This is a genomic window from Photobacterium kagoshimensis, assembly GCF_050337045.1.
In the GTDB taxonomy this organism is placed as follows: domain Bacteria; phylum Pseudomonadota; class Gammaproteobacteria; order Enterobacterales; family Vibrionaceae; genus Photobacterium; species Photobacterium kagoshimensis.
This window is the reverse complement of record NZ_JAKJSO010000012.1, coordinates 165,361-190,673: the sequence shown is the minus strand read 5'-3', so window position 1 is coordinate 190,673 and position 25,313 is coordinate 165,361. Positions and strand designations below refer to the sequence as shown.

Annotated in this window: 18 protein-coding genes; 9 read left to right on the top strand and 9 right to left on the bottom strand. The window is 47.2% G+C overall.

Annotation, left to right across the window (positions count from 1 at the left end; all coding sequences use genetic code 11):
• Window positions 1-148 precede the first annotated feature (148 nt).
• The 5 genes from hslU to priA form a co-directional block, all read right to left on the bottom strand.
• Entirely contained in the window at window positions 149-1,480 is a 1,332-nt protein-coding gene (gene hslU / locus L4C35_RS10250) for an ATP-dependent protease ATPase subunit HslU (RefSeq protein WP_428462773.1), read from the bottom strand.
• 10 nt (window positions 1,481-1,490) lie between these two features.
• Entirely contained in the window at window positions 1,491-2,018 is a 528-nt protein-coding gene (gene hslV / locus L4C35_RS10245) for an ATP-dependent protease subunit HslV (protein ID WP_048898862.1), read from the bottom strand.
• A 164-nt stretch (window positions 2,019-2,182) separates the two neighbouring features.
• Entirely contained in the window at window positions 2,183-2,782 is a 600-nt protein-coding gene (locus tag L4C35_RS10240; protein WP_428462772.1) for an SPOR domain-containing protein, read from the bottom strand.
• Window positions 2,783-2,956: 174 nt separating this feature from the next.
• The gene (cytR, locus tag L4C35_RS10235; RefSeq protein WP_428462771.1) at window positions 2,957-3,961 is read right to left on the bottom strand and encodes a DNA-binding transcriptional regulator CytR; all 1,005 of its coding nucleotides are present in this window, start codon (window positions 3,959-3,961) and stop codon (window positions 2,957-2,959) included.
• Window positions 3,962-4,133: 172 nt separating this feature from the next.
• Window positions 4,134-6,335: a primosomal protein N' gene (priA, locus tag L4C35_RS10230; RefSeq protein WP_428462770.1), complete on the bottom strand. Its 2,202-nt coding sequence runs from the start codon at window positions 6,333-6,335 to the stop codon at window positions 4,134-4,136.
• A gap of 270 nt (window positions 6,336-6,605) precedes the next feature.
• Between priA and rpmE the strand changes: the two genes are divergently transcribed.
• Both rpmE and L4C35_RS10220 read left to right on the top strand, forming a co-directional pair.
• Complete coding sequence (rpmE, locus tag L4C35_RS10225) at window positions 6,606-6,818, top strand: 50S ribosomal protein L31 (protein WP_048898866.1); 213 nt, start codon at window positions 6,606-6,608, stop codon at window positions 6,816-6,818.
• A gap of 402 nt (window positions 6,819-7,220) precedes the next feature.
• Entirely contained in the window at window positions 7,221-8,468 is a 1,248-nt protein-coding gene (locus L4C35_RS10220; RefSeq protein ID WP_428462769.1) for a malic enzyme-like NAD(P)-binding protein, read from the top strand.
• A gap of 123 nt (window positions 8,469-8,591) precedes the next feature.
• Here the strand turns inward: L4C35_RS10220 and L4C35_RS10215 are convergent, their stop codons facing one another.
• Complete coding sequence (locus L4C35_RS10215) at window positions 8,592-8,738, bottom strand: hypothetical protein (protein ID WP_428462768.1); 147 nt, start codon at window positions 8,736-8,738, stop codon at window positions 8,592-8,594.
• Window positions 8,739-9,547: 809 nt separating this feature from the next.
• Between L4C35_RS10215 and L4C35_RS10210 the strand changes: the two genes are divergently transcribed.
• Window positions 9,548-12,298: a cation-translocating P-type ATPase gene (locus L4C35_RS10210; RefSeq protein WP_428462767.1), complete on the top strand. Its 2,751-nt coding sequence runs from the start codon at window positions 9,548-9,550 to the stop codon at window positions 12,296-12,298.
• A gap of 70 nt (window positions 12,299-12,368) precedes the next feature.
• Entirely contained in the window at window positions 12,369-13,532 is a 1,164-nt protein-coding gene (locus L4C35_RS10205) for a cation:proton antiporter (protein ID WP_428462766.1), read from the top strand.
• 183 nt (window positions 13,533-13,715) lie between these two features.
• Here L4C35_RS10205 and metJ read toward each other — a convergent pair whose 3' ends face one another.
• Window positions 13,716-14,033 (bottom strand): met regulon transcriptional regulator MetJ, encoded by a 318-nt coding sequence (metJ, locus tag L4C35_RS10200; RefSeq protein WP_048898870.1) that lies wholly within the window; start codon window positions 14,031-14,033, stop codon window positions 13,716-13,718.
• A 270-nt stretch (window positions 14,034-14,303) separates the two neighbouring features.
• On the opposite strand from metJ, the gene L4C35_RS10195 reads away from it, so the two are divergent.
• The 3 genes from L4C35_RS10195 to metF all read left to right on the top strand — a co-directional run bounded on the left by L4C35_RS10195 (window position 14,304) and on the right by metF (window position 19,151).
• Window positions 14,304-15,470 (top strand): O-succinylhomoserine (thiol)-lyase, encoded by a 1,167-nt coding sequence (locus L4C35_RS10195; protein WP_428462765.1) that lies wholly within the window; start codon window positions 14,304-14,306, stop codon window positions 15,468-15,470.
• Window positions 15,471-17,888 (top strand): bifunctional aspartate kinase/homoserine dehydrogenase II, encoded by a 2,418-nt coding sequence (locus L4C35_RS10190; RefSeq protein ID WP_428462764.1) that lies wholly within the window; start codon window positions 15,471-15,473, stop codon window positions 17,886-17,888.
• Window positions 17,889-18,245: 357 nt separating this feature from the next.
• Window positions 18,246-19,151, top strand: coding sequence for a methylenetetrahydrofolate reductase (gene metF, locus L4C35_RS10185; RefSeq protein WP_428462763.1), 906 nt, complete (start codon window positions 18,246-18,248; stop codon window positions 19,149-19,151).
• Window positions 19,152-19,234: 83 nt separating this feature from the next.
• Here metF and L4C35_RS10180 read toward each other — a convergent pair whose 3' ends face one another.
• Together L4C35_RS10180 and ppc are read right to left on the bottom strand one after the other, a co-directional pair.
• Window positions 19,235-19,798, bottom strand: coding sequence for a PadR family transcriptional regulator (locus L4C35_RS10180; RefSeq protein WP_428462762.1), 564 nt, complete (start codon window positions 19,796-19,798; stop codon window positions 19,235-19,237).
• Between the two features lie 398 nt (window positions 19,799-20,196).
• Complete coding sequence (gene ppc, locus L4C35_RS10175; protein ID WP_428462761.1) at window positions 20,197-22,827, bottom strand: phosphoenolpyruvate carboxylase; 2,631 nt, start codon at window positions 22,825-22,827, stop codon at window positions 20,197-20,199.
• Between the two features lie 628 nt (window positions 22,828-23,455).
• Here ppc and argC point away from each other — a divergent pair.
• Both argC and argB read left to right on the top strand, forming a co-directional pair.
• Window positions 23,456-24,460, top strand: coding sequence for an N-acetyl-gamma-glutamyl-phosphate reductase (gene argC, locus L4C35_RS10170; RefSeq protein ID WP_428462760.1), 1,005 nt, complete (start codon window positions 23,456-23,458; stop codon window positions 24,458-24,460).
• Window positions 24,461-24,472: 12 nt separating this feature from the next.
• Window positions 24,473-25,252 (top strand): acetylglutamate kinase, encoded by a 780-nt coding sequence (gene argB, locus L4C35_RS10165; RefSeq protein WP_428462759.1) that lies wholly within the window; start codon window positions 24,473-24,475, stop codon window positions 25,250-25,252.
• The last annotated feature ends 61 nt before the right edge of the window (window positions 25,253-25,313 follow it).

Genomic DNA, 25,313 nt, shown 5'->3' with positions numbered 1-25,313 from the left:
CTCCCTGTATTTTGTGGGTAAAAGAGTGGGCTTAGTGTCGTGATAGATTCGGCCTAGGGGAGTGTGGTGAGGTAAATAAATTTCGGATAAAAAAACGGCGCAGTCAATGCGCCGTTGGGTGTGGTATTACGTGTCGTGTGAGACGGTATTATAAAATGAAGCGGCTTAGATCTTCGTCTTCAACCAATTCACCTAAACGCTCAGTCACGTAAGCTGCATCGATCACCATGGCGTCACCGGCTTTTTCAGAGGCATCGTAAGATAGCTCTTCCATCAAACGCTCCATCACAGTGTGTAGGCGGCGAGCACCGATGTTTTCAGTGCGCTCATTCACCTGCCATGCCGCTTCTGCCAGTTTATCGATGCCGTCTTCAGTAAACGAGATCTCAACCGATTCTGTCGCCATCAGAGCACGGTATTGCTCGGTAAGCGATGCATTTGGCTCCGTCAGGATACGCTTGAAGTCATGGCTTGTTAGGGCTTCTAACTCAACACGGATCGGTAGACGACCTTGCAGTTCAGGGATCAGATCTGAGGGTTTTGCAACTTGGAATGCACCCGAAGCCACAAACAGGATGTGATCGGTTTTTACCATGCCGTGCTTGGTTGATACTGTGCTGCCTTCAACAAGTGGCAGTAGATCGCGCTGAACACCTTCACGTGACACATCTGGGCCTGATGATTCACCACGCTTACAGATTTTGTCGATCTCGTCTAAGAACACGATGCCATTGTTCTCCACCGCGAAGATAGCCTGTTCTTTTAGCTCTTCTTGGTTGACCAACTTGGCCGCTTCTTCTTCGGTTGCGGCTTTCATCGCGTCTTTGATTTTCATCTTACGCTTTTTCGAGGTGTTACCCGCCAGGTTTTGGAACATACCTTGCAGTTGGTTGGTCATGTCTTCCATACCTGGAGGCGCCATGATTTCCACACCCATTTGCGGCGCAGCAATATCAATTTCAACTTCTTTGTCGTCAAGTTTACCTTCGCGCAGTTTCTTGCGGAAAGATTGACGAGTGGCCGAGTTGCTATCGCCTTCTTCATTTTGTCCCCATGCATCGCGAGCAGGTGGCAGCAAGATATCAAGAATACGATCTTCAGCTTGTTCTTCAGCGCGGAATTTTACTTTTTCCATCGCTTGCTGGTGAGTCATTTTTACTGCAACGTCGGTTAAGTCGCGGATAATGGTTTCCACTTCTTTACCTACATAGCCCACTTCGGTGAACTTGGTTGCTTCAACTTTAATGAAAGGGGCGTTTGCCAGTTTGGCTAAACGACGGGCGATTTCGGTTTTACCGACACCTGTAGGACCTATCATTAGAATGTTTTTTGGGGTGACTTCAACACGCAGCTCTTCTGGAAGCTGCATGCGACGCCAGCGGTTACGCAAAGCAATAGCGACTGCGCGTTTCGCTTTATCTTGACCGATAATGTGGCGATCAAGTTCGTGAACAATCTCGCGTGGAGTCATCTCAGACATGGCAACTTCCTTACTTGGTCTCTAGTTCTTCAACGGTATGGTTATGGTTGGTGAATACACAGATATCGCCAGCAATGTTGAGCGATTTTTCTGCGATTTCACGCGCACCTAAATCGGTGTTTTCAAGCAGTGCGGTTGCGGCTGCCTGTGCAAAGTTACCACCAGAACCAATCGCAATCAGATCGTTTTCAGGCTGAACCACGTCACCGTTACCCGTGATAATTAATGAGCCGGTTTCATCGGCCACGGCCAATAAGGCTTCAAGTTTGCGTAGCGCACGATCGGTACGCCAGTCTTTTGCAAGTTCCACCGCCGATTTCAGCAGGTGGCCTTGGTGCATTTCCAGTTTGCGTTCAAAGCGCTCAAATAGCGTGAATGCATCAGCAGTACCGCCAGCAAAACCTGCCAGTACTTTATTGTTATATAAACGGCGGACTTTGCGCGCGTTACCTTTCATCACAGTATTGCCCAGGGAAACCTGACCATCACCTGCGATAACGACTTTTCCGTTTCGACGTACAGATACAATAGTTGTCACGGGGAAACCTCTTTGGTTTGCGCCGGCCTTCAGTGCCGGTTTCGATATCATTCTAATCTTGGGTTGGTGGTGGGAAATTTCAAGGTGGTCACGGTGCGGGGGATCAAAAAAGGATGCCGAAACATCCTTTTTTATTGTAAATCAGAGTGGGGAAATAGTGCCTATTACCACTCCCAATACCAAATGGCACAGGGCTCGATACCGCCACGACGTAGTTGGTTGCGGTCACTTTCCGCTTTACGTTTTTGTGGGTAAGGGCCAAGTACCACACGATACCAGTCACCTTTTTCGCCTTGTGCGACTTTTATTTGGCTGGTTAAGCCTTGGAAAGCGATCATCGCTTTACGTTCTTCAGCTTGTTTCAATGTGCGATAGGCGCCACATTGCATTAAGTAAGGGCGACTTGGTTTTTGCTCTTTTTTGGTTTCAACTTTCACTTCTTTGTTTTCAAGCTCTTCGATATAGCGCCATTTCTCTTCCGGTTTTGGCGGTAAATCAGCTTTCGGCTTGGTGGCTGATTTTGGGGTAACCACAGCAGGTTTGGCAACTTGTGGTTTCACCTTTTTCGGTTGGGTGATTTGTGGTTGAGCTGGCGCAGGATCGCTGGTTGCTAAAAAATATAAGCCATAGCCTAATGCGCCCACCAAAAGTATGGCAATGATTGCCCATTTGATAGGAAAAGAACGGGTCGCAGTTGATTTACGACGGTTATTAGCTGGCTTTTTTGGCGCGCGCCCGCGCTTTACATAATCTTTAGTGGCCACAATGCTGACAGTACAAAGAAATCGGTATCGCTATGGTACAAACTTGGGTGGATACTGACTAGTGGCAGAGTCAATTTAGGGCTGAAAGAGGGGGATAATTGACGTGATAACTGTGAGCTTATACGCAAAACGATAAGCTCACAGTGTTGAGTCTGCGGTTACGACAGGCTTGGCTTATGCCGGAGGTGGTGCCGCACTTTCGCGGATAACCAGTTTGGCATCCAATAAGCGTGAACCTGCTTGCACATCTTTACCTTTCAGTAACTCCAACAACATCAGCATGGCTTGGCGGCCAATTTCGTAGCGAGGCTGCGAGACGGTTGTTAGTGGTGGATCGCAGTATTCGGCAAATTGAATATCATCAAAACCGACAATCGAAATATCGTGAGGAACCCGTAAGCCGAGACGTTTAGCTTGCTGCATGGCACCAATTGCCATCACATCGCTGTGACAAAATAGCGCGGTAGGTGGCTCAGGTAACGATAATAGTGCGGTTACAGCGCGCGCGCCTGCGGCAAACGAAAAATCGCCTTTCACAGTATATGCTGGGTTAAGTTCAATCCCTGCTCGGCGTAGTGCTTGCTGATAGCCTTGCGAGCGGAAATGACACAGTGGTGCAGTGTCTGGCCCTGAAATTTGGGCGATACGATGATGCCCCATTTGCGTCAGGTAATTAACCGCCTCAAATGCTGCTGTTAGGTTGTCGATTTGTACGGTTGGCAGTTCGAGCTCAGGTGAGTATTCGCAGGCCATTACCAGTGGTGGCAAGTTTTTCTGTTCAGGTTTGCTGACATCAAATGGCAGGTCGGTGCCTAATAACAGCATCCCATCTGCTTGCTTGGTAAAGACCAGATTGACGAATGAATTTTCGCGGTTTTTTTGTTGGCCGCTATCACCCAATAAGACCAAATAACCATGCTCCATCGCCGCTTCTTCGATACCTCGAATGAGCTCGCTGAAATAAGGGTCACAAATATCAGGCACAATTGTGACGATGGTTTTTGATTCGTTACGACGGAGATTTCTTGCTAGTGAATTCGGTGAATAACCAGCTTCCATGACAGCTTGCTCAACTTTTTTACGGGTTGATGCCGACACTTTTTCCGGGTTCATTAAAGCACGGGATACCGTGGCTGTAGATACGCCGGCGAGCTGGGCAACATCCTTCATTGTCGCCATAGTTGCACTTCCTCTCTATGATTTCTCTCATAAAATTGTCGGAGGACCATAGCCAAAGCGGGCAGATACCTAAACCGACAAGCTCATTATTGTAGGCATTTCTACATAAATTAAACATGGCTATCATGGCATAAATTACATTCGGTATGTGATCTAGCTCGCATTGCCTATTTTAAGTCAAATCTTGAGGTTCAACATCTATCGACCACCGAACCTTTTTGGCTAGGGGTAATAATTGCACCATCGGCTTGGCAATACTGAGTAGCTGCTGCAAGGTTTTTCGATCGGGAGCTTGCAATAATAATTGCCAACGGTAACGCCCCGCGCGACGTGCTAATGGGGCTGGGTTGGGGCCCATAATGCATACATCTTGATTAAACCTCGGGCTTGCTTCAAAGGTGTTTCGGACTTGCTGCAAGAACTGAAGTACTTGATCATTATCGTTAGATTCGGCCCGCATCAAGGCTAAGTAGGTATAAGGTGGCAACCATGCTTGTTTGCGTTCATTAAGCGCGGCAGTAGCAAAGCTGTCGTAGCCTTTGTGCAGTAAATCTTGTAACAAAGCATGGTCAGGGTGGTGAGTTTGCAGCATCACTTCACCTGGCTTGCTGGCACGGCCTGCGCGCCCTGCTACTTGGATGAACAGTTGGGCTAAGCGCTCGGAGGCACGAAAATCATTACTAAAAAGGGCGCTATCCACATCAATCAAAGCCACTAAGGTGACGTTAGGGAAATGGTGTCCCTTCGCCAACATTTGAGTGCCAATTAAAATTTGGTATTCGTTATTTTTGATCGCTTCTAAATAGTTCTCTAGTGCTCCTTTACGGCGAGTGCTATCGCGGTCAATCCGTACGGCTTTGTATTCAGGAAATAAGGTAGCAAGTTGTTGTTCAAGTTGCTCGGTACCGACACCGACAGGGATCAGCTGGGTTGAACCACAATCGCCACACTGCGGCATGATCGGACGTTGTCCACCACAGTGGTGGCAGCGCAATTCCCCCGTTTGCTGGTGGAAGGTGTAGTGAATGTCGCAGCGTTGACAGTCGGCGAGCCAGCCACACTCATGACACATGATGGCTGGTGAAAAGCCCCGACGGTTTAAAAATAGGATGACCTGATTACCTGCCTGCAGGTGTTTGCGCATTTGCGCGATTAACGGTGCCGATAGTCCTGACTCTAAATACAGCCCTTTGATATCCAGTACGCCGTGACGGGCTTTTTGGGCCGCTCCTGCACGTTGGGTCAGGGTGAGGTGGTGATACTTACCTGTTTTGGCATTATGCAGGCTTTCTAATGCGGGCGTCGCAGAACCTAACACCACTGGGATATTTTCTTTGTTGGCGCGGAGCACGGCAATATCACGGGCGTGATAACGCAAGCTATCTTGCTGCTTGTAAGAGACGTCATGCTCTTCATCCACAATGATGATGCCAAGGTTCGCAAAGGGGGTGAATAACGCAGAGCGTGTCCCTATGATGATACCTGCTTGGTTATCGCGTCCCGCTAGCCATGCTGATAAACGTTCGGTGTCATTGAGGCCAGAGTGGATAGTCTCTAATGGCACATTAAAGCGACGCTTAAAGCGGTTAATGGTCTGTGGGGTTAGGCCAATTTCTGGCACTAAAATCAACGCCTGTTTGCCTGCGGCTAAAATCGGTTCTAACAGGTTGAGATAGACTTCGGTTTTCCCTGAACCTGTCACCCCTTCCAGTAAATAACAGCCATAATCTGGATTGCAATTAACGGTCGCAATTGCCAGGGCTTGCTCTTCATTCAAGCGCGGCTTTTCTTCTGTCACTTCAAAATGTTTTAGCCAATGATTTTGCTTGGGTTGTTCAACTCTTTCTTCAATCCAGCCTTTCTCTGCCAAGGTTTTTAAGGTGGCGGAGCTAACTTCTTGCGCTAGCAGATCTTCATGGCTGGTCACCCCCTGTTGAAGCACAGTAAGCACTTGGACTTGGCGTGGGGCGCGTTTAAGGCTCGTGAACGGCTGGTTTTTCCCGGCTTCCGTTAATGCCCAACTCTTTAAGGCGGTAGGTGAGGCTTCACGACCTTTACGCAATAGGGCTGGCATCGCATTGGCTAGCGTATCGCCGAGCGGGTATTGGTAGTATTGGCTTGCCCACTTTAATAACCCAAACAGTGCAGGGGACCATAGCATTTCGCTGTCGATAACGGTGCCAAGAGGCTTGAGTTGCGCCCGTGGGAAGTCGGATTGGTCACTCAACGCCACCACGATACCAATCAAGTGCTGGCGGCCAAAAGGTACGCGTACGCGCCCGCCAATCACAGGGTAGGTATTAGGTTTGATGAGGTAATCAAACGTTTTGTCCAGAGGTACTGGTAGTGCCACTTTGGCAATATCGAGCGTCATCGTAAACTGCAAATCCGCATTAGTTTTAGCGTGAATAAGGTAGGCAGTGTACCTTGCCTAACGGGGTATCCCAAATGCTTGATGAGTAGGCTGTTAAAAGGGTAGTGCGACTTTTAGTGGGGAATAATCCATCATTAGTTGATCTGTGCGGTGCGATTGATTACTATACGCCGCCTGAATTATCGCCTTGTGCGGTAACTATTTTTTAACGCGTGTGGTGCCCGGCTTTGGATCGGGAGAGCGACACGGCCTTTATTTGAGGTTATCCCAATGAAAGTAGGTATTCACCCAGAATACAAAGCTGTAAGTGCTCGTTGCTCTTGCGGTAACACGTTTGAATTTAACTCTACAATGAACAAAGACATCAACCTTGATGTTTGTGACAAATGTCACCCGTTCTACACTGGTAAGCAACGTCAAGTTAGCACTGGTGGTCGTATCGACAAATTCAACAAGCGTTTCGGTGCGCTTACAAGCAAATAATTTTTGCTTGGATAATACCGCCAAAAGGGACGCGCAAGCGTCCCTTTTTGTTTTCTACGATACCTCTTTCCCCGCTGAACTATCACGTCGCACTGGTAATAATTTGATTACAAATGTGCAAACTTACCCCGAATAAAACCACACAGAAAGTAATGCTATCTATCGGTTTTTAGACGAAAAAACCAAGGTGGAGAATTTGTGACACGCTTTCTACCCCTTTTTTCAATCTTGTTAGCGAAATTCGTAATTCGATTGGCTCGACCAGCTTTGCTGAGCTAGGATTTTTACTCGCTATAGAATATGATCTGGCTCGCACGAATTCTAAACTGACGTATTATTATAACGTCAGGTAATTGTTCAGCATCGTATCTTTACCTCCATTATCATCAGGACCAGAACATCATGTCTGAAGATTTCCGCCAACAAGCACTTCATTACCACGCATACCCAGTTCCAGGTAAAACTGCTATTTCTCTGACGAAACCTGCCGATACGGTAGAAGACTTAGCATTAGCATACAGCCCGGGTGTCGCTGAGCCTGTGCGTGAAATCGCGCAGAATGCTGAAAATGTTTATAAGTACACAGGTAAAGGCAACATGGTTGCTGTTATTACCAATGGTACTGCGATCCTTGGCCTAGGTAATTTAGGTCCACTGGCATCTAAGCCAGTAATGGAAGGTAAGTCGCTACTATTCAAACGCTTTGCTGGCTTAGATTCGATTGATATCGAAGTGAAGCATCGCACTATTGATGAGTTTGTCGATACCGTTGCTAATATCGCCGACACCTTTGGTGGTATTAACTTAGAAGATATTAAAGCACCGGATTGTTTTGAAATCGAAAAACGCCTGATTGAGCGCTGTAATGTGCCTGTATTCCACGATGACCAACACGGTACTGCGATTGTCACCGCTGCGGGTATGTTGAATGCACTGGACTTGCAAGGTAAAACAATCGAAGAGTCTGTGATTGTTTGTCTCGGCGCAGGCGCAGCCGCTGTTGCTTGTATGGAGATGCTGATCAAGTGTGGTGCCCAGCGTGAGAAGATCTATATGCTGGACCGTAAAGGGGTGATCCATACCCGTCGTGATGACATCAACGAATACAAACAGTTGTTCGCGAACAACACAGACAAGCGTACCCTAGAGGACGTGATTGAAGGCGCGGATATCTTTGTCGGCGTTTCAGGTCCTGATCTACTGTCGCCAGATGCATTAAAACTGATGGCTGATAAGCCTGTGGTATTTGCATGTTCAAACCCAGATCCTGAAATCAAGCCAGCACTTGCCCATGCGGTTCGCGATGATTTGATCATGGGGACGGGCCGTTCGGACTACCCGAACCAAGTCAACAATGTGCTGTGTTTCCCATTCATCTTCCGTGGCGCACTGGATGTACGTGCGAGCCAAATTAATGATGAGATGAAACTGGCGGCGGTGAAGGCGATTCGTGAACTTGCGAAAGAGCCAGTGCCTGCTGAAGTGCTGGCGGCGGCAGGTGTTGAGAGCCTGAGCTTTGGTCCAGAATACATTATTCCAAAGCCAATGGATCCTCGTTTACTGCCTCGCGTAGCAAAAGCGGTGGCGGTGGCTGCGGTTGAATCGGGTGTCGCGCAAATTGACATGCCTAAGGGCTACATGGAAAGTTAATGTAACCCTGCTATACAAACGATAGACCATCGAAAGCCAGCGGCATGCAGTGTTGCTGGCTTTTTGCTTTTTGCTTTTTGCTTTTTGCTCTTTGTGCCTTGTGTAACGATTTATCCGTTTGGATCACTCTGCTGGCTGTACGCCTGGTACCATCATCAGCTCAAAACTTGCTGCGCCAGAAAAGAACGCCATACCTGCCAGGATGATCATTAGCATATACTTCCCGCCGATTAAGCACATTCCAATTGTATTAATAACAGAATCTAACATATACCACCTCTCTGAATGCCAAAAATAAAATAAATGATGAATGGATATTCGTATTGCATTTAGCTAATGCACTTATCATATAAATTAACAGCAGAGGGGAATTGATTACGATCACTTTTCTATCCAGCATTTAAATAATGGAGAGGATTAATATTTAAAATAATAAGTAAGTGTTGTTTTTACAATTTATAGCAAATTAAACAAATTTGAAATAACTGTTTCTTTGTGAATATCGATTATTAATTTATAACTAACGGAAAATAAAATGAGAGGTTATTTGTATTTTCTGATCTTTCTTACCTGGTGAAATCATATTTAATAAATGCAGATCTTTTGAAATATAAACTTACATTCAGTTGGGTTATGGAATGGTTGTCGTTTGGAAAGCAAATAATAGCACTTATCTACCGCTAAACGCTACTTATTGCTTGATTGGTAAGGGGAGGTTTGGCGAGCATCTCTTATGTGATGCATCTCGCTAAAAGCACCTTTAGATATGATAAAACCTACGTATTGGCTGTTATCTTTCGGTTTTTCCGATGTTTTGAGGTGGTTATCATTAGGTCTTGTTTATACCTATTTACATTGTTTTTAATAATCCGAGCTAATATCGGAATGAATGTTGATAATAATCAAAAAAAATCCCGAATAAGAATTTCCAATACCGAAAATAATTTCATCATTTATGTGAATATTATAATTTGGACGCGCTCTAACAATTCTGTTTGAGTGTCAGATATAAACAAAGTTTAGGTTTTGCTAATTATTTGGCTAGATTCGTTCGCCTTTATTTTGTTGGAGATTATTGTATGCGAAAAAAGTGGTTTACAAAGACAGCGGATAATACGCTTTCAGAATTAGAAACAACACGTTCTGGATTATCATCAAAAACAGTGAAAGATCGCCAGCAAGAATACGGCCCTAATGAATTGCAAGAGCAAGAAGGCAAATCTGCTTTAGCAATGTTTTTAGATCAATTTAAAAACCCTCTTATTTTTATTTTAGGAGTAGGCGCTTTAGTCTCATTCTTTACGGGTCACAATGTGGATGGCATTGCGATTACAGTGATCATTTTCATCAATGCTTTGATTGCGTTCTGGCAAGAAATGAAAGCCAAAAAAGGCATGGATGCCTTGAAAGAGATGGCAGCCCCCAGCGCCCAAGTAGTGCGGGATGGGGATGTATTATCGATACCTGCTCGCGAGTTAGTACCGGGTGACATTCTTAAAATCAACACCGGTGACATCTTAGCAGCCGATGTGCGGATCATTGAAGCCAATCGACTATCAATAGATGAAGCCGCGTTGACGGGGGAATCTGAGCCTGTTGATAAGCGCATTGCAGAGCTTGAAGGTGACAATATTGGCTTGGGAGATCAGGTCAATATGGGGTTCATGACTACAATTGTTACCTCTGGCAATGGCTATGGGGTAGTGGTTGGTACGGGAATGCAAACCGAAGTTGGCCACATTGCGGACATGATGACCAACACCGAAGAAACGAAAACACCAATGCAAGTGCGCATGGATACCATCGCGCATACATTGATGATTGCCGCCCTTTCCGTGGTTGCTGTGGTGTGTGCCATTGGTCTGTACCACGGTATGCCATGGTTAGAAATTTTAAATACGGGTATCTCGTTATCTGTTGCTGCTATTCCTGAAGGCCTACCTACGGTTGTGTCGATTGTATTGACCATGGGCTCGACCAAAATGGTGAAGAGCAACGCCTTGGCAAAACAACTTTCTGCCATTGAAACTTTGGGGTCAACCACGGTTATTTGTTCTGATAAGACAGGGACGCTGACCCAAAACCAAATGCAGGTGATGCAAGCCTATGATGCGGCTGGTCGTTATTGGAAAGTGACAGGTAAAGGCTTCGATCCTAAAGGGGAGTTTGAACCACAAAAACACCAAGTGGCCGTTACAGATAGCCCTGAAATGATGCGTGGCCTTACTGTTGCGACCTTATGTAACGATGCTCAGTACTTGCAAGAGAAAGGTCAATACGCTGTTCGTGGTAACCCAACTGAGGGCGCATTGATTGTTGCTGCTGCCAAAGCTGGCTTACAGCAGGGCAATATGCTGGCATCGGGTGAGTTTACGATTGTTGAAAAATTCCCGTTTGATTCTGGTCGTAAGATGGCTTCTGTCATTGTGCGAGATAAAGCAGGCCAACACTTCCTTGCTGTAAAAGGTGCACCCGATGTGATCCTGCGTAATGCATCAGGCTTTATGATTGATGGCACGGTTGTCGCACACGCTGAGCAAGAAATGCAAGGTAACCTCGCACTGGCAACCAGCCCAGCTGAGCGACACATCGCCAACTATCAACAAGCGATTAAAGAGTTCGCAGACCAAGCGTTGCGTACCCTTGCTGTGGGTTTCCGTCCATTAACCGCTGCCGATTTAGATCGTGACCATCACGAGCTTGAGCATGACATTACCATCCTTGGTCTCTACGGCATCATGGATCCGCCACGTCCAGAAGTGCGCGATGCGGTAAATAGCTGTTTTGATGCTGGTGTGCGTACCGTGATGATCACTGGTGACCATGCCTTAACGGCAGCTGCAGTTGCTCGTGATATCGGTATTATCCGCTCTGAAAACGACAAGGTGATCACGGGCGCTCAGCTTGATGAGATGGACGATGAAGCATTGCGTCGTATCTGTCCAGAGGTGGCGGTGTTTGCACGGGTTAGCCCTGAGCACAAATTGCGTATCGTGCGAGCGCAGCAAGACAATAATGAAGTACCCGCCATGACAGGTGATGGTGTGAATGATGCCCCAGCACTTCGCCGCGCAGATATTGGTGTGGCAATGGGGATAGCGGGTACCTCGGTGGCCAAGGACTCTGGTGATTTAATCTTGTTGGATGACAACTTCAGCACCATAGTCAAAGCCGTACGCCAGGGTCGTCAGATTTTCGATAACTTACGTAAGTTTATCCGTCAGGCATTAACAGCCAACGTGGGTGAAGTGGCGGTGATCTTGATTGCCTTCCTGATGATGGGGCCAGAAACTATTTTGCCGCTGACGCCACTGATGATCTTGTGGATCAACTTAGTGTCAGATGGTTTACCTGCCTTAGCATTGGGGGTTGAACCTGAAGAAAAAGATGTGATGTCACGTAAACCGCGCAAACGTAATGAGGGTTTCTTTGGCGACAGCCTAGGCGCCAAAATTGTGATCCGTGGTTTGGCACTGGGTGGCATGAGTTACATGGCATTTAGCTGGGCATTGAATGCTGGTCATAGTGCGGAATACGCACAGACAGTTGCTTTTGCCATGCTGATCTTTGCCCAACTGTGGCACCTATTTGATTCACGTAGCTTTACAACGCTATACCGCAAAAATCCATTCACCAATAAGTACCTACTAGGCGCAGTCGCCTTGTCTGCAACCTTATCACTGAGCGTGATGTACACAGGCTTAGGTCAAATGATTTTTAATACCGAAGCCCTGTCGTTTAGTCACTTAGTGGCTGTGGTTATTGCCGCATCTGTACCGACCTTCGTACTGTCGGGTATCAAAGAAATCACGAAAGTGAAATTCGTCTAACCCAACTGTCAGCCCTCTTTTTAGGGGGCTGGCGATTTCTGATGAACAATGCAATCCAAGAGGTTATGACGTGAAAAAAATCATTATATATTCCGCATTACTGTTGGTGGGGCTAGTGTGCTCACAACTGCTGCCATCATTCATAGTCGGTTACGGCCAACTGCAACCGACCATTCTGTTACTGACCATGTCAGCGCTGGCCTACATCATGATCAATGTCGGTCGTGAGTTTGAAATTGATAAGAACAATTTAAAGCAATACCGCTGGGACTACGTGGTTGCAATGACAACGGCAACCTTCCCGTGGATAGGCGTTGTACTGTATTTCATTTTTGTCCTGATGCCGCCAGAGATGTGGAGCAACTTAGATGCATGGACGGAAACCTTAGTCATTGGTCGCTTCGCTGCACCAACCTCTGCGGGGGTGCTGTTTGCCATGCTGACGGCTGCGGGGTTAGGGGCGACCTGGATGTTTAATAAAGCCCGAGTGCTGGCCATCTTTGATGATCTCGATACTGTGCTCTTGATGATCCCACTGTCTATTTTAGTGGTGGGCTGGCAGCCCGCATTAGGTGTGACACTCGTTTTAATGTTTGGCTTGTTAGCGCTGGGTTACCGCTATTTACACCTTTGGTCTATTCCGTCATCTGCGGGCGCTGTGATGGGCTATTCCGTCATTATTGCGTTGCTGTGTGAGTTGTTTTATTTACGCAGTGGCGTCCATTTCGAAGTTTTGCTCCCCGCTTTCGTGCTGGGCTGCATGATGAAATCGCAGCATGAATCTAGCGCGGATCAGCAAGTCTCAAGCTTTGTGGCTGGGGTGTTCATGGTGCTGGTTGGTCTGAGCTTGCCACAAATCTTTGGGGGAGTAACAACCACCTCAACAGAGAGCGTCACTCTGGCAATGCCAGCGATGTCGTTAGCTGAAATTACTTACCACGTTTTGATCATTTCTGTGATTGCCAATCTCGGCAAGATGTTCCCACTGTTTTGCTATCGCAAACAAGCAACGTTGAAAGAGCGCTTGGCGCTGTCGATCAGCATGTGGCCACGTGGAGAAGTGGGTGCAGGGGTGTTGATGATCAGTATTGGCTATGGCTTTGGTGGGCCGATTGTCACCATCAGCATGCTGTCGTTAGCACTGAACTTAGTGTTAACCGGTGTGTTCATTATGGTGGTGAGAAAACTTATTTTGAGTGAGAAACAGCAAGGAGAGAGTTATGAAAAAGCGTGAACTTAAGTTACTTGGCATTGTTATTACGATTTTTCTTTTGACGCTGGTGGTAGGACGTACCGCATAAGACTGATGAAAGTAAAAGCTACCACTATAAAGATCTAGAAGTAGCGCGTTTCCATATTTACTGACTGTGGTTCCAATGTTGTCGCCACAGTCAGTTTTTTGCCCCTCGCGACGAGGTTACTCGTTGATGTCTTCGTAAGTAATACCCATCGCATCCATCAAAGCTTTCGCCTCGGCTGGGAGATCATCAGGGCGATCTTTACGAATATCGTCATCGGTGGGTAACGGTTGGCCAGTATATGCATGCAAAAATGCTTCACATAGCAACTCACTATTGGTCGCATGGCGCAGGTTATTCACCTGACGACGTGTACGCTCATCAGTCAGAATTTTTAAGACTTTTAATGGAATCGACACCGTAATTTTTTTTACTTGTTCGTTTTTCTTACCGTGTTCCGCGTATGGACTGATGTACTCGCCATTCCACTCTGCCATGTTTTACCTTCTCAGCGTTGTTGTTTTTACCGCCGCTCAGGTTATTTCACGCCATGACTATACTGAGAAAACCTCAGAAAATATGGGGTCATACGAAATAACTGCGAGTAGGGCAGTGAGTCATAATTAAAGTTTGGGTGAATTTTAGCGATATTTACCGCCATAAGCAAAGACATATAGACGTCTAGAAGTGTTGACGTCTCAGTTTAATGTGGTTAATGTTGATGAAGGAATTTTATTCGGCATTAAACCGAAACAAGGAAGGTTAATATGAGTGACAAGAAACTTGCCACTATTGCAGTTCGTACCGGCATTGAATCCGATTCTCAGCACCACGCTGTTGTCCCCCCTATCTATCTCACATCAACCTACAGTTTTCCACAGCTGGGTGAGGTGCCACAATACGATTATTCCCGTTCTGGTAACCCGAGTCGCAATATGCTGGCCGACGCACTGACAGAGCTAGAAGGTGGTGCAGGTGGTGTGGTGACAAGTTGTGGAACCGCCGCCATTAACCTTCTTGTTTCTGCATTACTAGGGCCCGATGATCTGATCATAGCACCGCATGATTGTTACGGCGGTACTTACCGTTTATTTAATACGCGCGCCAATAAAGGTGATTTTAAGGTTGAGTTTGTCGATCAATCTGATCCTCAAGCCTTAGCAGATGCCTTGGCAAAACAGCCTAAAATTATTTGGGTTGAAACCCCCTCTAATCCTCTACTCCGCGTGATTGACGTAGAAGCTTTGTGCCAGCAAGCCAAAGCGGCAGGGGCGCAGGTGGCGGTGGATAACACTTTCCTTTCGCCTGTCCTGCAGCAACCTATCGCACTGGGCGCTAACTTTGTGGTGCACTCGACCACCAAGTACATCAATGGCCATTCTGATGTCGTTGGCGGTATTTTGATTTCAGCGGATGCTGAACAAGCGGAAAACATTGCATGGTGGGCCAACTGTATTGGCGCAACTGGCGCTCCTTTTGATGCTTACCTAACCCTGAGGGGCTTACGTACCTTAGTGCCGCGCATGAAGATGCACGAAGAAAATGGGGCGCAAGTATTGGCTTTCTTAAAAGACCACCCGCAAGTTGCCGCGATTTATCACCCCAGTTTGCCGAATCACCCAGGCCATGACATCGCGAAGCGCCAGCAAAAAGGGTTTGGTTCTATGATTAGTTTTGAGTTGGCGGGGAGTTTCCAGCAACTTGAAGTGTTTGTGAAAGCCCTGAAATGTTTCTCGCTGGCGGAATCGTTGGGTGGCACTGAAAGCCTGATCGCCCATCCTTCGAGCATGACACACCGTGCAATGTCCGATGAAGCACAGGCAGAAGCTGGCATCAACACAGCACTACTGCGTTTATCTGTGGGGCTTGAAGACCCATCTGATCTTATTGCCGATTTAGTACAAGCTTTCCAGCAAGCAGCTGAGGTGGGATAAATGAGCCAAGTTCAACCGCGTCAATTACATAAATTTGGTGGCAGTAGCCTCGCAGATGCCGAATGCTATCGTCGTGTGGCGACAATTTTACAAGAGTACTCGACCGCCGAAGATCTGATTGTCGTATCAGCGGCGGGTAAAACAACCAACCGATTGATTGAATGGTTAACCCTGTTGGCGAAAGACGGCCGCCATGCGCATGAAGTGCTGCAAGAGCTACGTCAGTACCAACAAGAGTTGATCAATGATCTGCTACCTGAGCCCGCAGCGGACGAATTACAAACTCAGCTTCACCTGGAGCTGAGTGCCTTATCAGCGCTGAGTGAATTAGAACTTGATGAGGCGGCTCGTGCCAATGTATTAGGCCACGGTGAGTTGTGGTCGGCTCGGCTATTAGCCGCTGTGCTTAATGCCAATGCTTTGCCTGCTTGTGCGCTTGATTCCCGCCAGTTTTTACGGGCTGAACTCGCCGCGCAACCTGAAGTTGATTGCGCTGCTTCACGGCCTTTACTGCAACAACAACTGGTGCAGCATAGCCAGCATCGGATTGTTATCACTGGCTTTATGGCCCAAAACCAAGCAAGACAAACGGTATTGCTTGGGCGTAATGGCTCAGATTACTCGGCAACCGTCATTGGTGCATTAGCTGATGCCGCCCGAGTGACCATCTGGAGCGATGTGGCAGGGGTTTACAGTGCCGATCCGCGCCAAGTAAAAGATGCTTGCCTGCTACCCTTGTTACGTCTTGATGAAGCCAGTGAATTGGCACGTCTTGCTGCGCCTGTACTCCATAGTCGTACTCTTCAGCCTGTTGCCCAGAGCACTATTGATCTCACCTTGCGTTGCAGTCATCAACCTGAGTCGGGGTCGACGCGGGTGGAGCGCGTATTAGCTTCTGGCCGTGGTGCTAAAATTGTAACCTCATTAGATGATGTTTGTCTGATCGAGCTGGATGTCTCTCGTGCCAATGATTTTGAGCCCGTCCGTAAAGAGTTAGCACGCACCTTACTCCGTGCGCAGTTACCACCGTTGGCCCAAAGTGTGGATGTAGAACAAGGGCGTATTTTGCTGGCTTACACTGGCGAGGTTGTTAATGGCGTATTAGGTTTACTGCAAGATAGCGGTATTGCGGCCGAGTTGCGGTTACGTGATGGCTTTACCATGGTGGCAGTTGTTGGTGCGGGGGTGGTTAATAACCCCGTCCATTGTCATGGTTTCTATCAGCAACTGAAAGGTCAGCCGGTTGAATTTCTGGCAGAAGCCGAATCAGGCTTGAGCCTCGTGGCGATTTTACGCCATGTGAACCCTGAAACCTTGATTGGTCGTGTCCACCAAAGTTTGTTCCAAGCGCAGAAACGGATCGGATTAGTGCTATGCGGCAAAGGCAATATTGGTAGCCGCTGGCTCGAGTTATTTGAAACCGAGTGCGAACAACTGAGTAAACGCCATGGTAAAACATTTACCTTAATTGGTGTCGCTGACAGTAGCCGTCATTGGATTGATTATGAAGGTATCGCCCCTGCGCGTGCTTTAAATTGCTTTAACGATGAAGCGATTGAGTACGCCGAAGGTGAGTTGCTCACAACATTAGCGGCTCATCCATACGATGATGTGGTGGTGTTAGATGTGACGGCCAGTGCTGAGCTAGCGGCGAAATACCCACAGGTAGCAGAAAATGGCCTGCACCTGATTTCAGCCAATAAAGTGGCTGGCTCGGCATCGAGTGCTGATTACCATGCGGTACAAGATGCGTTTGCCAAAACCAGCCGCCATTGGTTGTATAACGCCACTGTTGGGGCTGGGTTACCCGTTAACCATACGGTGCGTGACTTACGAGAGAGTGGTGATGACATCATTGCAGTCTCTGGTATTTTCTCTGGCACCTTGTCATGGTTATTTCAGCAATATGATGGCTCGGTGCCGTTTTCAGCCTTGATTGAGCAAGCGTGGCAGCAAGGGCTCACTGAACCCGATCCTCGCCATGACTTAGATGGTAGTGATGTGATGCGCAAATTGGTTATTTTGGCGCGTGAGTCAGGGCTTAGCATCGAGCCAGAGCAGGTTAAAGTGGAAACTCTGGTGCCTGAATCTTTGGTTGATGTCAGTCTCGATACCTTTTTCGAACAAGCCGGAGAGCTCGATACGCGTTTGGAAGAGCGATTGGTGAAGGCGAACGCGGAAGAGAAAGTACTGCGCTATGTGGCTCGATTGGATAAAAAAGGCAAAGCGGTGGTTGGGGTAGAAGCCTTGCCCAAAGAACATGCCCTGGCGAACCTACTGCCATGTGACAATATTTTTGCGATTGAAAGTCGGTGGTATCGCGATAATCCGCTGGTGATCCGTGGCCCAGGCGCGGGGCGTGATGTGACGGCAGGGGCATTACTATCGGACATTAATCGTCTTGCCGCTTTGTTGTAAACAGGCCTTGGCGTCGGAGATCGCTGTCGTTGGCGATTGGTGGTGATTGTGAGATCGGCTGCTATGATTATTTATGGCAGTTGAATATAGCGGTATAAACCAAGCCAACTAGGATGATTAGTTAACGATGTTCTTATCGCTAGAAACATGCACTATTCCTTTTAAAACCTGCCTTTGGCAGGTTTTTTTATTGTGAAAATTATGCAATATGAACTTGAAAAAAATTCATGATTAGTAGGTTGACATTAAATTGGTATCACGACATTCTGTAGACATATAGACGTCTAAATGGTTATTTAAAGACGTTCACTTTTAAGGATAGATGGGCCACGGTGCCAGGATAGGAAGGGATGAACTATGGGGTATTCTCACGCAAGCCATTTAGATGCGCTAAACCAAAATATTGTGGACCTTAAAGGTGACCTCAATGTGTCATTTGAGTTTTTTCCGCCTAGCAGCGAGCAAATGGAAAAGACCCTGTGGGCATCTATTCACCGATTGAAAACACTGAAGCCAAAGTTTGTGTCTGTCACTTATGGTGCCAATTCCGGTGAACGAGATCGCACTCACTCGATCATTAAGGATATCAAAGATCAGACAGGCCTAGTGGCAGCGCCGCATTTAACCTGTATTGATGCCAGCCGTGATGAGTTACGTACTATCGCCCGTGATTACTGGAATAGCGGTATTCGCGATATCGTGGCATTGCGGGGCGATTTACCGCCACAAGGTGGTAGGCCAGACATGTATGCATCAGACTTGGTGGAATTATTACGCAAAGAAGCCGAGTTTGATATTTCTGTCGCGGCGTACCCTGAAGTACACCCTGAAGCCAAAAGCGCCCAAGCGGATTTGATCAACCTGAAACGAAAAGTGGATGCGGGGGCGAGCCGTGCGATTACCCAGTTTTTCTTCGATGTTGAAAGTTATCTGCGCTTTCGTGACCGTTGTGTCGCGGCAGGCATTGATGTTGAAATTGTACCTGGCATTTTACCCGTATCGAACATGACCCAAGCGAAGCGGTTCGCTTTGGCAAATAATGTCAAAATTCCTGGCTGGTTGGAAAAGCAGTACGAAGGGTTAGATGATGACTTGCTAAGCCGCCAAATGGTTGGAGCCAGTAATGCGATTGATATGGTTCGGGTACTGAGCCGTGAAGGGGTGAAAGATTTTCATTTTTATACCCTTAACCGTGCGGAATTGACCTACGCTATTTGTCACACCTTGGGTGTGCGGGCAGAAGTTGAGATTGCGACTTCGTAGAATATGTGAGAGCCAGTGCAGTTGACCTAGGCGCAACAAAAAAGCCGCTATTGGATAGCGGCTTTTTGATATGACAATGAAGCTTATAGTGCGATATCGCTACCTTCGCTATCCATGTCTTTTAGTTCAGCTAACACTTCTTCAGCCCAAACAATCCAAGCTTGACGGTTGTGCATGCCACGACGAAGCGTAAGGCGATCAAGGCGCTCTTGACGGCTCATTGCTTTGTAATCGCTAAAGTGTAGTTTCTCTAGCTCGTGGTAATGGCTCATTAAGCTGTGTGATTCATCGATCAATGCTTCAAGCTGCTGCTGCATAGGGAGTGAGTTATGCACTCCACAGACGAGTAGCTTCGCTGAGAATTCATCACGAATCGTTGGGTTACGTGCTGGTTCTTGGAACCAGTTAAACAGTGCCTGGCGGCCTAAATCGGTAATGGAGTACACCTTACGATCGGGCTTGCCATCTTGTGGCTCAAGGCGACAAGTTACTTGATCGTGAGTGGCCATTTTATTCAGTTCACGGTACACCTGCTGGTGGCTCGCTTTCCAAAAATAACCGATGCTGTGTGAAAATTCTTTGGTAATGTCGTAACCGGTTGCGTCGCGAGTGCTCAGCACGGTTAAAATAACGTGTGGTAGTGACATCTCTTCTATCCGTTAAAATACATCAAAATAAACCGATCAAACCAAGCTCACCCTTCCGCTCTTTGGCGTTATTATAATCAACTTGTTTCAGTGCCTGATCGAGATCACATAGAGTATCATCAATACACTCAATACGGATACCTCAATGGGGTAGTATTCACCTGAATAAGCTATAAATTGCTCATCTTGTGACATTAGTCCATTCAGTTATTCGCGCTTGCAGTGCAATTAGTTGTGATACATCCGCTTTCACAAGAGGATATAAACATCTTAATGCGTATTGTTTAATGAGGTTTGTCTCAAAACTGATAAAAGTAACAATGAAACCGAACGAGTATTTACTGTGCACATAAAAAAAGGCCGCAAGGCGGCCTTTTAGGTATCGATATAATGACGGATTAACCGGTATTGCGCATCCCAGTTGCAATGCCTGCAATGGTCACCATTAAGGCTTCTTCAAGCATCGGAGAGATCTCACCTTGCTCTCGAGTTCGATATAGCAGCTCAGCTTGCAGCATGTTGAGTGGTTCAACATAGATATTACGCAAGCGAATCGCTTCTGCACCCCAAGGATCTTGTTCCATCAGATGATCGTTATTATCAACATTCAGGACGGCTTTAATATCAGACTGCAGTTGATCACGCAGTTTCTGACCCAATGGCCATAGGGACTTATCTGTCAGACGTTGATCATAGTATTCCGCAATCTTAGTATTGGTCTTGGTAAAGACCATTTCCAGCATACCTAGGCGCGTTGAGAAGAATGGCCACTCGCGGCACATTTCTTCCAATAAGGCTTCATGGCCTTTATCAATCGAGTACTGAATGGCTTCACCTGCACCTAACCATGCTGGCAGTAGCAGGCGGTTTTGACTCCAGGCAAAGATCCATGGGATCGCACGTAAGCTCTCGACACCACCGTTTGGATTACGTTTAGCTGGGCGAGAACCTAATGGCAGTTTACCCAGTTCAAGTTCTGGTGTTGCTGCGCGGAAGTAAGGCACAAATTCTTCATTGCCACGTACCACGGCGCGGTAGGCTTCACACGATACTTCTGACAGTACTTCCATCAGGTCACGCCATTCTTGTTTTGGTGCCGGTGGTGGTAGTAAGTTGGCTTCCAAAATCGCACTGGTGTACAAGCTCAAGCTGTTGACGGCCACATCTGGAAGGCCCAGCTTGAAGCGGATCATCTCACCTTGTTCTGTTACACGTAGGCCGCCTTTAAGGCTACGTGGTGGCTGTGATAACAGTGCAGCGTGCGCTGGCGCACCACCACGGCCAATGGTACCGCCACGGCCATGGAACAGCGTAATATCAACGTTAGCGCTCTCACACACGTCAACCAAGGCTTCCATCGCGTGGTACTGGGCCCAACCAGCTGACATCACACCAGCATCTTTGGCTGAATCTGAGTAGCCAATCATGACCATTTGGTGGTTTTGAATAAAGCCGCGGTACCAGTCAATATCAAGCAGTTGCTTAATGACGCCTGCGCCATTGTTCAAATCTTCAAGTGTTTCAAACAGTGGACACACATCCATGCGGAATGGACAGCCAGCTTCTTGCAGCAACAAATGTACCGCCAGTACATCTGAAGCCGTACGTGCCATCGAAATCACATACGCGCCAAGTGCTTCACGTGGCTGCTCTGCAACTGCTTGGCAGGTATCAATAACTTCTTGTACTTCAGGTGACGGTTGCCAGTCACGAGGCAGTAGTGGACGTTTCGACGCCAGTTCACGAACAAGGAAAGCGACTTTGTCTTGCTCGCTCCATTGATCGTAGTCACCTAAGCCCAAATAACGGGTTAACTCAGAAATGACGTCTGAATGACGGGTACTTTCTTGACGAATATCCAAGCGAACAAGGTGAACACCAAAACACTTCACGCGACGCAGTACGTCAAGCAGAAGGCCATCAGCGATAATACCCATGCCACACTCATGCAGGGACTGGTAACACGCGTGTAATGGCTGCCATAGTTCGTCAGCGTCGTTAATGATAGCGCCAGCAGGTACATCAGTGCCTTTAATGCGCGCATCAAGTACATCACGTGTGTGGGTTAGCTTGCTACGTAACTGTTTAACGATAGCGCGGTAAGGTTCGTGCTCTTCACCGGCAAGCTCACGAACCTGGTCGTTGCATTTGACCATCGACAGTTCGCTAACTAACTCTTGGATATCGCCCAAGTAAAGATCGGCGGCTTTCCAGCGTGATAGTAGCAGTACTTCACGGGTGACCGCTGAGGTGACAAACGGGTTACCATCGCGGTCACCGCCCATCCAAGAGGAGAATTTCACCGGCGCAGCATCAAGCGGTAAGCCTTCACCTAAGTGATTGGTTAGCTTGTCATCAAATTGGCGCAAGAATTCAGGTACAGCTTGCCACAGTGAATTTTCAACCACAGCAAAGCCCCACTTCGCTTCATCGAGTGGTGTTGGGCGTTGCTGGCGGATCACATCGGAGTGCCATGCTTGTGCAATAAGCTGCTCAAGACGCTGCTCGACACGTTGGCGCTCAGCCGCTGAAAGCTCACTGAGTTCTAGGTTAGAAAGACATTTATTAATCTGTACCAGTTTGTGGATCATGGTACGGCGCGCAATTTCAGTTGGGTGCGCGGTAAGCACAAGCTCAATATTTAATTCGCGAACGGCTTGAATGGAATCAAGCTGGCTAATGTCTTTGTCTTTTAACTTACCAAATAGTGAGTCAATGGAGTCTGGGCTACAGATATGCTCGTCACAATGACGCGATACTGTGTGGTATTGCTCAGCAATATTGGTCAGGTTGAGGAATTGGCTAAAGGCACGGGCTACAGGAAGTAACTGGTCATCCGGTAGGTTCTGTAACTCATCAATCAGTTTGGTACGATCGTCTTCATTTCCGGCGCGAGCGGATTTAGACAGTTTCCGTATGGTTTCCACTTTATCGAGCAGTGGCTCACCGTGAGCGTCTTTAATGGTATTACCTAGCAAATGGCCAAGCATACTGACGTTACTTTTTAGCGCGCTGTACTTTTCATTCATATCGCATCCATCTCGTAATTTTTTTACATCCAGTGCATCAATGCTGACCAATAATCTAGCCGTGATCCCGCTTTCAGGTCAACTTTCATCATAACTGCGGGCAAAAATCCGATTCTACTTTGATTTTTATCATGTCCTTGACGCTATTTTGTAACAAATTTCCGTAATAAACCCGTCTTTTAGCACATTTACTGCGTGCTTTGTCAGCAGAAAGAGGTAAAACGCTTTAATTAAGCGCGATGTAACGTTATCGAGTTGTGATACTTGTTGCATTTAAGGCGAGCTGATAGTTTGGTTTAAGGGGGAAATAGCCAAATTTTAATTAAAACCAGGAAATGCCTGAGAAGTGTTGACAGCCATTCGATAAAACTGTAAACATAGAAATGCAGCTTTATTGAATAATAATTTATTTTCAATCTTTGGGTTAGGAAGACCGAAAGAAATCGAATTAAGCAGGAATTTGTTAACATGAACCAAGCGAACCTTTTAGTTTTACACTCCCTCCGACGACGCTAAGTCTCATCGCTTGGTGCCTCTGCTGCACCCTCATATTTTGGCTGCTTCAGCCAGCATGCTCTCTGACTATTCAGATTGATACTCCAAACAAAGCGTAAAATGGATTTACATTATGTTGAACACCCACATTATCGGTGCTAGCGGTTATACCGGAGCGGAACTCGCTAAAATTGTCCATAACCACCCATCTTTAAAGCTGGCAGGACTACACGTCTCCGCGCAAAGTGCAGATAGTCATACTGCTATCAGTGAATTGCATGGCCAGCTGAAAGGGATTGTTGATTTACCGCTATTACCGCTGACGGAACCACAAGCTGTCGCGCAACAAGCCGACGTGGTATTGCTGGCAACGGCCCATCAAGTGAGCCACGATCTGGCGCCAATCTTTTTAACTGAAGGTTGTCAGGTATTTGATTTATCGGGTGCATTTAGGGTTCAGAGCAATAGTTTTTATACCGACTTCTATGGCTTTGAACATCAACACAAAAACTGGCTGGAACATGCGGTCTATGGGTTAGCAGAGTGGAATGCTAGCGCCATTGCAGAGGCACAACTCATCGCGGTACCGGGTTGCTATCCAACGGCGTCGCAGCTAGCGCTTAAACCTTTAGTTGATGCCAATTTACTCGATGCCCAGCAATGGCCTGTTATTAATGCGGTGAGCGGCGTATCAGGCGCTGGCCGTAACGCGTCGATGACTAATAGTTTCTGTGAAGTCAGCCTTCATGCCTACGGTATTTTTAATCATCGTCATCAGCCTGAAATCGCGACTCATTTAGGCTGCGATGTCATCTTTACCCCCCATCTTGGTAACTTTAAACGCGGAATTTTAGCCACTATTAGCGCTAAATTGGCCCAAGGTGTCTCGGCGGATCAGATCACTCAGGTTCTGGAGAGCGCTTATGCTAACCAGCCTGCGATTCGTTTACTGCATAACAAAGCGGCTCAGCTTGATAGCGTGGTGAATACCTGTTTCTGCGATATAGGCTGGCAAGTACAAAACGGTCACATAATTTTAACCTCTGCGATTGATAATTTGCTGAAAGGCGCATCGTCGCAAGCGGTTCAGTGCATAAATATTCGTAATAATTTCCCGCCGTTATCTGGCTTGCTATGAGGATAAGTCACCATGAATAACATGCCTTTAGTAATAAAACTTGGCGGAGCGGTACTTTCTTGCCATGACACCCTGACTAAATTATTTGCTGCAATTAATCAATATCAGGCAAAAGCTGCGCGTCCACTGCTGTTAGTGCACGGCGGCGGCTATTTGGTTGATGAACTTTTGGCCAAGTTACAACTGGAAACGGTGAAAAAGGAAGGGCTACGCGTTACGCCACAGGCACAAATTCCGCTAATTACAGGGGCTTTAGCAGGAACAGCTAACAAGATGTTGCAAGGCCATGCAATTAAATCAGGCATCAGTGCTGTGGGTTTGTGTTTGGCTGATGGTGGCCTGTGTCAGGTGACAGAGCTAGATCCTGAGTTGGGAGCGGTGGGTAAAGCCGCGCCAGGAAATGGTGCACTGGTGAGTCAAATTATGGCGGCAGGGTGCTTACCGATTATCAGCTCGATAGGTTTAACTTCTGAAGGCGAAATGATGAACGTCAACGCGGATCAAGCGGCGGTAGCCGTGGCAGCAGCGCTCGATGCGGAATTGGTCTTGCTCTCGGATGTGAGTGGGGTCCTTGATGGTAAGGGGCATTTAATTCCAACCCTGACAGAAGCGCAGTCGGAAGCCTTGATCCAACAAGCGGTGATCACCGATGGCATGGTTGTCAAAGTACGGGCTGCGTTTGAAGCGGCAAAAGCATTAGGGCGCCCGATTGAAGTGGCGACATGGCGCTACCCAGAAAAACTCGCTGATCTATTTGATGGTAAGAGTATCGGCACTAAGTTTTCAGTATAGAGAGCGAAGGCGCTTTATATCTGGTTTCAGATTGAATTTTGATAGTACACCAATGACAGAA